General features: G+C 68.7%; 8 protein-coding genes. 4 read left to right on the forward strand and 4 right to left on the reverse strand.

The annotated features are described in order from the left end of the window. Positions 1 to 26: 26 nt before the first annotated feature. From ACZ4MF_RS44840 to ACZ4MF_RS44850, 3 genes are read right to left on the reverse strand one after another with little or no spacing between them, the layout of a single operon-like run. Positions 27 to 1463 (reverse strand): gamma-aminobutyraldehyde dehydrogenase, encoded by a 1437-nt coding sequence (locus tag ACZ4MF_RS44840; protein WP_467499645.1) that lies wholly within the window; start codon positions 1461 to 1463, stop codon positions 27 to 29. Further along, positions 1460 to 3109, reverse strand: a complete 1650-nt coding sequence (locus ACZ4MF_RS44845) for a thiamine pyrophosphate-binding protein (protein WP_467499647.1) — start codon at positions 3107 to 3109, stop codon at positions 1460 to 1462. The genes ACZ4MF_RS44840 and ACZ4MF_RS44845 overlap by 4 nt, the downstream gene beginning before the upstream one ends. After that, the gene (locus ACZ4MF_RS44850; protein WP_467499649.1) at positions 3106 to 4257 is read right to left on the reverse strand and encodes an aminotransferase class I/II-fold pyridoxal phosphate-dependent enzyme; all 1152 of its coding nucleotides are present in this window, start codon (positions 4255 to 4257) and stop codon (positions 3106 to 3108) included. Before ACZ4MF_RS44850 ends, ACZ4MF_RS44845 begins: the two co-directional genes overlap by 4 nt. A gap of 378 nt (positions 4258 to 4635) precedes the next feature. Between ACZ4MF_RS44850 and ACZ4MF_RS44855 the strand changes: the two genes are divergently transcribed. Genes ACZ4MF_RS44855 through ACZ4MF_RS44870 form a run of 4 tightly spaced genes read left to right on the forward strand, consistent with a single transcriptional unit; the run spans position 4636 to position 8700 of the window. Further along, positions 4636 to 5700, forward strand: coding sequence for an ABC transporter substrate-binding protein (locus ACZ4MF_RS44855; protein WP_467499651.1), 1065 nt, complete (start codon positions 4636 to 4638; stop codon positions 5698 to 5700). Between the two features lie 5 nt (positions 5701 to 5705). After that, entirely contained in the window at positions 5706 to 6614 is a 909-nt protein-coding gene (locus tag ACZ4MF_RS44860) for an amino acid ABC transporter permease (RefSeq protein WP_467499653.1), read from the forward strand. Beyond that, positions 6611 to 7375: an amino acid ABC transporter ATP-binding protein gene (locus tag ACZ4MF_RS44865; RefSeq protein ID WP_467499655.1), complete on the forward strand. Its 765-nt coding sequence runs from the start codon at positions 6611 to 6613 to the stop codon at positions 7373 to 7375. The genes ACZ4MF_RS44860 and ACZ4MF_RS44865 overlap by 4 nt, the downstream gene beginning before the upstream one ends. Next, the gene (locus tag ACZ4MF_RS44870; protein WP_467499657.1) at positions 7372 to 8700 is read left to right on the forward strand and encodes a M20/M25/M40 family metallo-hydrolase; all 1329 of its coding nucleotides are present in this window, start codon (positions 7372 to 7374) and stop codon (positions 8698 to 8700) included. The genes ACZ4MF_RS44865 and ACZ4MF_RS44870 overlap by 4 nt, the downstream gene beginning before the upstream one ends. Positions 8701 to 8774: 74 nt before the next feature. Here ACZ4MF_RS44870 and ACZ4MF_RS44875 read toward each other — a convergent pair. Continuing rightward, positions 8775 to 9645: ornithine cyclodeaminase family protein (locus ACZ4MF_RS44875; protein WP_467499659.1), on the reverse strand; the 871-nt coding region annotated here is incomplete at its 5' end.

Genomic DNA, 9645 nt, shown 5'->3' on the forward strand with positions numbered 1-9645 from the left:
GAACGAAGCACCGGCGGGCGGAGGGATCAGGGCGCGTGGGTAGCGCTCATGACGTGTTTCACGCGGGTGTAGTCGGCGAGGGCGTAGGCGGACAGATCCTTGCCGTGGCCGGAGTGCTTGAAGCCGCCGTGCGGCATTTCCGGCGTGAGCAGGCCGTGGCTGTTGATCCAGACCGCGCCGAAGTCGAGTGCCGCACTCGTTCGCTGCACCCTGCTGTGATCGCAGGTCCACACCGAGGCGGCCAGGCCGTAGGGCTGGTCGTTGGCGAGCCTGACGGCGTCTTCTTCGCTGCTGAACCGTTGCACGGTCAGGACGGGAGCGAAGATCTCCTCCTGAACGATCTCGTCGTTCTGCGCGAGGCCGGAGATCACAGTCGGGGCGAGGTGGAAGCCCAGGTCACCGACCTGGTGGCCACCGGTGTGGAGGGTGGCGTGGTCGGGGAGACGCTCGATCATGGCGAGCACCCGGTCCAGCTGTGCCTGGCTGTTGAGCGGGCCGTAGGCGGGATCGACGAGCGGCGGCGGCCCGGTGACAGTGGTCTTCGCGCGCGTCACGAGCGCCTCCAGGAGGGCGTCGTGGACCGCCCCGTGGGCGAGGATCCGCGTGGCGGCGGTGCAGTCCTGCCCGGCGTTGTAGAAGCCCGCGGCCACGATGTGGTCGGCTGCCGTCTCGATGTCCGCGTCCTCGAAGACCAGGACGGCCGCGTTCCCACCGAGTTCGAGGTGGGTCTGCTTGACGTCGTCCGCCGCGGCGCGGGCGACTTCGATGCCGGCACGGGTTGATCCGGTGATGGACACGAGCGCTGCGGCCGGGTGGGCGATGAGAGCGCGTCCGGTGTCGCGGTCGCCAAGGACGACGTTGACCACGCCGGGCGGAAGGAAACCGGCCGCGACCTCGGCGAGCAGGAGGGTGCTTGTCGGCGTGGTCTCGGCGGGTTTGATGACGGTGGTGTTCCCTGCGGCGACGGCCGGCCCGATCTTCCAGACCGCCATCATCAGCGGGTAGTTCCACGGTGTGATCTGTGCGCAGACGCCGAGCGGTTCGCGGCGTATCTGCGAGGTGTGCCCCACGAGATACTCGCCGGCGGCGGTGCCTTCCAGCAGACGGGCCGCGCCCGCGAAGAACCGCAGCTGGTCGGCGCACTGGGGGATCTCTTCGGTGAGCACCTGGCGCCGTGGCTTGCCGGTGTCGCGGCATTCGGCGTCCGCGAACTCCTCGTCGAGCTCCTCCAGCGCGTCGGCCAGACGGAGCAGGGCGATCTGACGGTCCCTGGGCGTGCTGCGGCGCCAGGTGGCGAAGGCATCGGCGGCCGTGCGCAGCGCCAGATCGACGTCGGCTGCGCCGGAGACCACGGCTCGGGCCGTTGGTGCACCGGTGCGGGGATCGATCAGCTGACTGGTGTGCGTGCCTGGGGCGCGTGTGAGATTGCCTATGAAGTTACCCAGGACGGCTTGTACGGTCACGTGGTTTCCAGGTGGGTCGGGGCGAACATGTTCAGCCGCGTGGGCAGGACGACAACGCCGGGGCCGCCCGAGTCCAGCGCCCAGGTCAGGTCGGCTCCGAGACTTCCGGGGGTGGTGGTGACGGCGGGTATGCCGAAGGACTCGGCGAGGGCCGCGAAGTCGGGACGGGCGAGTTCGGTGGCGGTCGCGGCACCGAAGGTGTCGTTCATGTACTCGCGCAGGATGCCGTAACCGCCGTCGTCGATGATCAGCCAGACCACGGGCAGGTCGTGCTGGCGGAGGGTGGCGAGTTCGGCGAGGGAGTACATGGCGCCACCGTCACCACTGACCGCGAGCACGGGCGCGCCGTCGAGGGCGGCGGCCGCGCCAAGGGCGGCGGGGAGACCGTAGCCGAGGCCTCCGGCTCCCTGCGCCGAGTGGAACTCGCCCGCCCGCGGGTCGTAGGCGGACCAGGCCCAGTACCCAAGGATCGTCATGTCCCAGAAACTCGGGGTGTCGTCGGGCAGGGCCGAGCGGACCGCCGCGAGGATCCCCTGTTCCAGGTCGAGGTCCTGATCGGCGATCCGCTCGCCCACTCGGGTAAGGACGTCTGCCACCGCGGCGTACGCCCAGTCGCCCCGGTCACCGGCGGGTACGGCGACGGCGAGGTGGTCCAGGGCAGTGCGGGCATCGGCGTGGATGCCGAGCGCTGGGTGATTGGATTCCAGCTTCCCCGGGTCGGCCTCGATCTGGATGACCCGGCCTCGGGGCGCGAAGGTGTGGTAGTTGCTGGACAGCTCACCCAGACCGGAACCCACCACCAAAAGGACGTCGGCCTGCTCCAGGAACGCGGTGACATGGCGGTCCTCCAGCCAGGACTGCAAGGAAAGCGGGTGCGTCCAGGGGAAGGCGCCCTTGCCGCCGAAGGTCATCACCACCGGTGCCTGCAGGCGTTCGGCCAGCTCCCGAAGGGATGCTTCGGCGCCGGCGCGGACCACTCCTCCGCCCGCCAGGATCACCGGTCGTTCGGCGGCGGCGAGGATGCGGGCCGCCTCGGTGACCAGTTCGGCGCGCGGCCGCAGCGGCACCGGTGCCGCCGACAGATCGGTCACCGGCGGGACGGCCGCTTCGGCGAGGAGGATGTCCTGGGGGATCTCCACCCACACCGGCCCGAAGGGCGCGGTGGCGGCCTCCCGCCATGCCTCGGCGATCGCCGACGGTATCTGTGAGGCCGCACGCGCGATCCGGGTCGACTTCACCACACCCCGTGCGACGGCCTGCTGGTCGGGCAGTTCATGCAGGAAGCCGCGTCGTGCGCCGCCCAGCCCGGCCGACGGGATCTGGCTGCTGATCACCAGGACGGGGACGGAGGCGGCCATGGCCTCCTGCAGTCCCGCCAGCGCGGTCAGGGCGCCCGGGCCGGTGGAGAGCAGCAGTGGGGTGACCTGACCGGTGACGCGGGCGTGACCGTCGGCTGCGAAGGCCGCGTTGTTCTCCACGCGACCGGAGACGAAGCGAAGGTTGCTGCGCCGCAGGGCGTCGAACAGCCCCAGGGCGTGCTGGCCGGGAATACCGAAGACGGTGGAGGCACCAAGCGCCTCCAAGGACTCGACGACGACGTCACCGCCGTTGCGGCGATGCCCCGTCTCGGCTGCGAGCAGGGTCACGCCGCCCACCCGTCCCAACCAGCGCTGCGGTCGCGCAGCGAACGCAGTGTTGCCTCGACGCGTTCCAGGGCACCTTCGAGGTAGGTGAGTTCCAGGCCGTGCGTGATCCTCAGATGGTGCTCCACGCCGAAGTCGGCACCGGCGCCGACCAGGACGCCGGCCTCCGTGCGCAAGAGGTCGGCGACCTGCGCGGAGGGCAGGTCGAAGTGGTAGCGGATGAAGGCCAGCGCCGTGGCCTGGGGGGCGTGCGCCGACACCAGGCCATCGGTGGACTCCACCCAACTGCTCAGCCGGTCCCAGCCCGAGCGGATCAGGCCGCGGGTGCGCCGCAGCAGGGCGGTACGCATGGGCTCGGCGAGGGCGATCTCGGCGAGCTGCATCGACAGGATCCCCGTGGAGATCGTGAAGTACTCGTGGCGGCGCCAACTCGCCTGGACCAGGTCCTTCGGGCCGACCAGCCAGCCCAGGCGGAGGCCGGGCAGCCCGTAGGCCTTGGACAGGGAACCGACGGCGATGACGCGGTCGTAGGTACCCCAGGCCGTCCGGGTCTCGGTGTCACTGAGCCGCTCGGTGCCCCGATACACCTCGTCGACGATGAGCCATGCGCCGACCTTCGCGCAGGCCGCGGCGATCGCGTCGATCTCCGCGTCGGTGAGGACAGTGCCCACCGGGTTGTTCGGATTGACGACGTAGACGAGCTTGGTGTCCGGCCGCAACACGGTGTCCAGCTCGGCGAGGTCCGGGCGCCAGTGCTGGTCGGGCCGGAGGTGAAAAGCGTCCACCTCGGCGCCGAGGTTGCGCAAGATGCCCCACACCTGCCGGTACCCCGGTTCCAGCACCACCGCGTGGTCGCCGGGCTCGATCAGGGCGTGTACGGCAAGCGTGTTCGCCTCTGCGGCCCCCACGGTCACGAGCACATTGCCCGCATCCGCACCCGGGTACTGGGCGGCGATCAGCTCACGCAGTCGGTCACCACCGCCGACGGCGGGGTAGTGCAGCGGCGTGGCCAGCAGCTCGCGGGCTTTGTCCTCGGTGTCGACCAGCTCGTCCAGCCGCACCGGCTCGATCCCGGAATCCGCGAGGTTGAAGGCGACGCCCGTCTCATAGCGGGACTGCCATTCCTCCAGAGCGAAGGGGGTGAAGGGCATGGAGACTCCGTTCTTCCACAGGCTGGTGTGCGGGGACTCCTGCACATCGACCAACCTGGGTGCGCAATATAATGCACACATTGCGCAAAGTGAAGTAGCGGTGGTCGGCTCGCGAGAAGTAGTGGCGGAGAGTGGCGCTCGCACTCCGTTTGCTCGGACATGCAGTTCAAGGCCCCTGGGGGTGGGGGACGGCCGCTTTAGCAGCCACCGCAAGTGCGCCGCGTTGGCGCCGTGCGCGCGTCGCCTTGTGCGGATTCGCTCTGCTCAGGCCTTCCGGTGACTACAAAAGGGCAGTATGTTGCCCTTGCTGCGCAACAGACTCGCCTGGCAGTACCAGTGGTGTCTCGGCGGATGCGCTCGATTCACAGTCCTGCGCGGGTGATCACCGCCAGCGACCTCACCTACCTCGCGGCCCACCGCGACAACGCGAGGCTGGCCACCTTTCCTTTCCCTCAGTCCTCTCAGGAGACCCCGATGTCCCTGTTCATCCACGCCGCTGTCAGCGGCGGCAGGCGAAGCCGGCGCACCACCCGGGCCGTGGTGATCGCATCGCTGGCTCTCACTCTCGGTGCGTGCGCGAACCCGCCCGTCTCCGGCTCTGGGAGTCCGGGCACCGCATCGCCCGTGCCGACAGCCAAGGCGGACCCGGCACTGCGAGCCCTGGTACCCGACGAGTACCGCACAGCAGGCCGGATCCACGTCGCGACCAACGCCCCCTACGCGCCGTACGAGATGTTCGCCTCGACCGGAGGCAAGGACCTCACGGGCCTGGAGATCGACCTCGGCAAGGCCGTCGGCCAGAAACTGGGCGTCCCCTTCGTCTTCTCCCAGCAGCCCTACGACGGTCTGTTCCCAGGCCTTCAGGCCGGCAAGTACGACCTCCTCATGGCCGCCTTCTTCGACACCAAGGAGCGGGAGAAGACCGTCGACTTCGTCGACTACAGCCGCTCGGGCTCGGCGCTGCTCGTGCTCAAGGGCAAGGCCGACGGCATCGCGACGCTGTCGGACCTGTGCGGCGTGCAGGTGGCCGCGCAGAAGGGCAGCGCCCAGGTTGTCCTGCTGCAGCAACAGAGTGCCGCCTGCGCCAGGTCCGGCAAGCCGGCCGTTCAGGTCAAGATGTTCCCGCAGTTCTCCGACGCCCAACTCGCACTGAAGACCGGAACGGTCAAGGTGGTGGCCGGTGACCTGCCCACGCTCGGCTACGTCCTACGGCAGGATCCGGCGTCCCCCTTCGAGATTGTCAAGGACCCGAAAGCACCCAACGGGTACCAGAGTTCACTGACCGGCATCGGCGTGCCCAAGAGGCAGCCGAAGCTGCGCGAGGCCATCCGGCGGGCCGTCCAGGAACTCATCGACGACGGCACCTACGGCCGCATCCTCGCCCGGTATGGCGCTTCGGGCATCACCGTCGACAAAGCCGTCGTCAACCAGGCCCAGAGGTGACCGCGATGTCCACCACCAATGACTCCCCCCTCGAAGTCGCCTTTCCGGCAGGGGAACAGCTCACGGTACGACGGCTGCGGCGCCGCGGCCGCACCCTCGGCGCCGTCCTCGTGGGCGCCGTGGCCGCGGGGATCACCTGGTCGTTCGTAGCCAACCCCAACCTCGACTGGCCAACCGTGGGCGCCTACCTGTTCGCCCAGCTCACCCTCCACGGCGTATGGGTCACGTTCTACCTGACCGTGATCAGCATGGTGATCGGACTCGCCGGAGGAACAGCGCTCGCCGTCATGGCACTGTCGGGCAACTACGTGCTGCGCGCCGTCGCAGCCGGATGCACGACGCTCTTCCGTGGCACCCCCTTGCTCGTACAGATCATCTTCTGGGGGTTCATCGGAGCCTTCTTCCCGAACGTGACCATTGGCATCCCGTTCACCGGCGTGGTGTTCTACTCCGCGCCGACGTCTGCTCTCGTCTCCGCGACCACTGCGGCAATCCTCGCCCTGGGCCTCAACGAAGCTGCCTACGCCTCCGAGATCGTCCGCTCCGGCATCCAATCGGTCGACCCCGGCCAGAGAGAGGCAGCCTGCGCCCTCGGGCTGAGCCCTGCGACCACCATGCACCGCATCGTCCTGCCCCAGGCCATGCGCGTGATCGTGCCCCCCATGGGCAACGAGGTGGTCAACATGCTCAAGACCACCTCCTTGGTCTCGGTGATCGCCGGCAACGATCTCATGACCAACCTCCAGCAGGTGTACTCCCAGAACTACAAGGTGATTCCGCTGCTGGTCGTCGCCTCCCTGTGGTACCTGCTGCTGACTGCTGTGCTGTCCCTCGCCCAGAACCGCCTGGAGAAGCGCTACGGCCGCGGCCACGCGCCGGCCTCCACCCACCCGCGTCCACGGAGCACCGCATGAGCACCCCCATGGTCATCGCCGACAAGGTCGGCAAACGGTTCGGACACACCGAGATCCTTAAGGAAGTCGACCTCACCGTGCACAGAGGCGAGGTGACCTGTCTGCTGGGCCCCAGTGGATCAGGTAAGAGCACCTTCTTGCGCTGCGTGAACCACCTGGAACGCATCGACTCCGGGCGGCTGAAGGTCGGCGGCGAACTGGTCGGTTACCGGCAGGAGGGCACCGTCCTGCACGAGCTGAACGAGAAGGACATCGCCCGCCAGCGCAGCCGCATCGGCATGGTCTTCCAGCGGTTCAACCTCTTCCCGCACTTCACGGCCCTGCAAAACATCACCGAAGCCCCTCGCCGCGTCCTCAACGAGAGCAAGGAAGAGGCCGATGACCGGGCACGGGAACTGCTCACCCGGGTGGGGCTGTCCGGACGAGAACACCACTACCCCGCCCAGCTCTCCGGGGGGCAGCAGCAGCGCGTCGCCATCGCCCGTGCGCTGGCCATGCGGCCCGAACTCATGCTCTTCGACGAACCCACCTCGGCACTCGACCCCGAGCTCGTCGGTGAAGTCCTCAGTGTGATGCGGGACCTGGCCGACACGGGGATGACGATGATCGTAGTGACTCACGAGATGGGCTTCGCGGGCGAAGTCGCCGACCAGATCGCTTTCCTGGACGGCGGCCGGGTCATCGAGCACGGAAGCCCCGACGCCGTTCTCGGCAACCCCTCGCACGAGCGCACCCGCGCCTTCCTGTCGAAGGTCCTGTGAGCCGGCCCGTGCCCGCTCGGAACAGCGTGGACGATGCGGACGAGGTCGTGGAGCTATGCCGCGACCTCATCCGCATCGACACCACCAACGCGGGTGACGACCCCGGCCCGGGCGAGCGACGGGCCGCAGAGTACGTGGCCACCCGCCTCGACGAAGCAGGCATCGACAGCCGGATACTGGAGAGCTCGCCCCGGCGTGCCAACGTGGTCGCCCGCATCCCCGGCACCGATCCAACGCGCCCCGCGCTCATGGTGCACGGCCACCTCGACACGGTGCCGGCCCGGCGACATGAGTGGTCACTGGACCCGTTCGCCGGCGAGATCCGCGACGGATGCCTATGGGGCAGAGGCGCCGTCGACATGAAAAACATGATCGCAATGACTCTGACCGCGGTGCGCAGGATGATGCGCGAGGACACCCATCCGCCCCGCGACCTCGTCCTCGCCTTCCTCGCCGATGAAGAAGCCGGCTGCCGCCTCGGGTCACGATGGCTGGCCAGGGAGCATCGCGACCTGATAGCCGACTGCGACCAGGCGATCAGCGAGGTCGGCGGCTTCTCCGTCACGGTGGACCCGACCACGCGTCTGTACATGATCGAAACGGGCCGCAAAGGCGTGGCCTGGCTACGGCTCAGAGCGCGCGGCACGACCGGCCATGCTTCGCTGAACCATCAGCGTTCCGCGGTCGCGCGACTGTCGGCCGCCGTCCACCGAATCGCCGAGGAGAACTGGCCGCTGCGGCTCACGCCAACCTCCGCCCGAACCGTGGAGCGGATCTCCGCCCTCACCGCGCTGGACATCACCACCGACCGGCCCGATCTGCAGGGCACCGTCCTGGCCCCGGTGGCCGCCCTGCTGACGTCTTCCCTGCGCCACGTCGCCAACCCCACCGTGTTGCGGGCAGGCTCGTCAATCAACGTCGTGCCGGGCGACGCGGAGGCCCTGGTGGACGGGCGCTTCGTGCCCGGATTCGCCGAGGAGTTCCTCGGCCAGATCAGCGATCTGGCCGGGCCGGACATCGAGACGGAGATCCTCGACCTCACGCCGGCCGACGAAGCTGACGCCGACGCCGCCCTCCTCGGCGCCATGCACACCGCACTTCGGGCCGCGGATCCCACGGCCGCGATCGTGCCATACTGCTCATCCGCTTCCACCGACAACGCATCGTTCGCCCCGTTGGGCATCGCGGGTTACGGCTTTGCGCCCCTGCGGCTCCCCGCCGGATTCGATTTCGGCGCGATGTTCCACGGTGTGGACGAGCGAGTGCCCCTCGACGCGCTGCGCTTTGGAGCGGACGTGTTGTACCGGTTCCTCTGCAACTGCTGACGAGGGGTCGAGAGGCCGCTCCCGGCAACCACGACACCACACCGTGCACAGGGCCGCCACCCTGAGTGGCGGCCCTACCCGGAACCCATCAGCAAGCGTGCCACCGCCACGTCCTCGAGCCCCAACCCGACCGACCGGAAGAAGACAGGTCGACCGCCACTCGGCGGCGGACACCCACCCGTGAGAAGTTCGGGCAGGTCACCTCGGAGCATGTGCGGATCCCACAACCCGGCTGCCGCAGCGAGCACCATCTCACCAGCAGCACCGGCCACCGTCGGCCGGTGGTCGCCATAAACATCGAGCTGGCCCAGGGACTGCGGGGCGATCTCGTGAGCATGAACAGCGTTGGTGCTGATCGAGGTCACCAGCGTGCCTGCCGGCAACGCTGCCGCATCCAGCAACGGACGTGCGGCGCTCGTGCACAGCAGGACGACATCGGCACCCGCCACAGCCTCACCGACGCTGGAAGCGACCCTCACCTCGCCATCGAAGTCGGCGGTCCGACGGCCCTCGGCCACAGCCGGTGAATACACCCGCACGTCCGTGAACGGCCGAACGGCACGCGCATACCTCACATGCGCCCGCGCGAGGGGACCGGCCCCTACGACAGCCAAGGTGTCCGCCTCCTTACGGGCCAACAGGTCCACCGCGAGTGCGGTCGTCGCCGCCGTCCGCACCGCCGTCAGCTCCCCAGAGTCGACGAGCAGCAACGGCTGCCCGGTATTGGTGCTGATCAGCAGCGTCCACGCGGTCACAACAGGACCGCTGCGCGGTTGCGGAAGGTACGGGGAAACCTTCACCCCGTACACACCGTCAACAACGCCCTGATAGGCCACGACGTCTCCGCCGCCCGCTAGTGCGTTGACCACGAACGTTGCCGGGGTGCTGGGGACGCGCCGGTCGATGCTCGCGGTGCCGGGTGTGTAGGCCTCATCCTCGATGTCG

This window comes from Streptomyces sp. NPDC025793, from assembly GCF_055558375.1.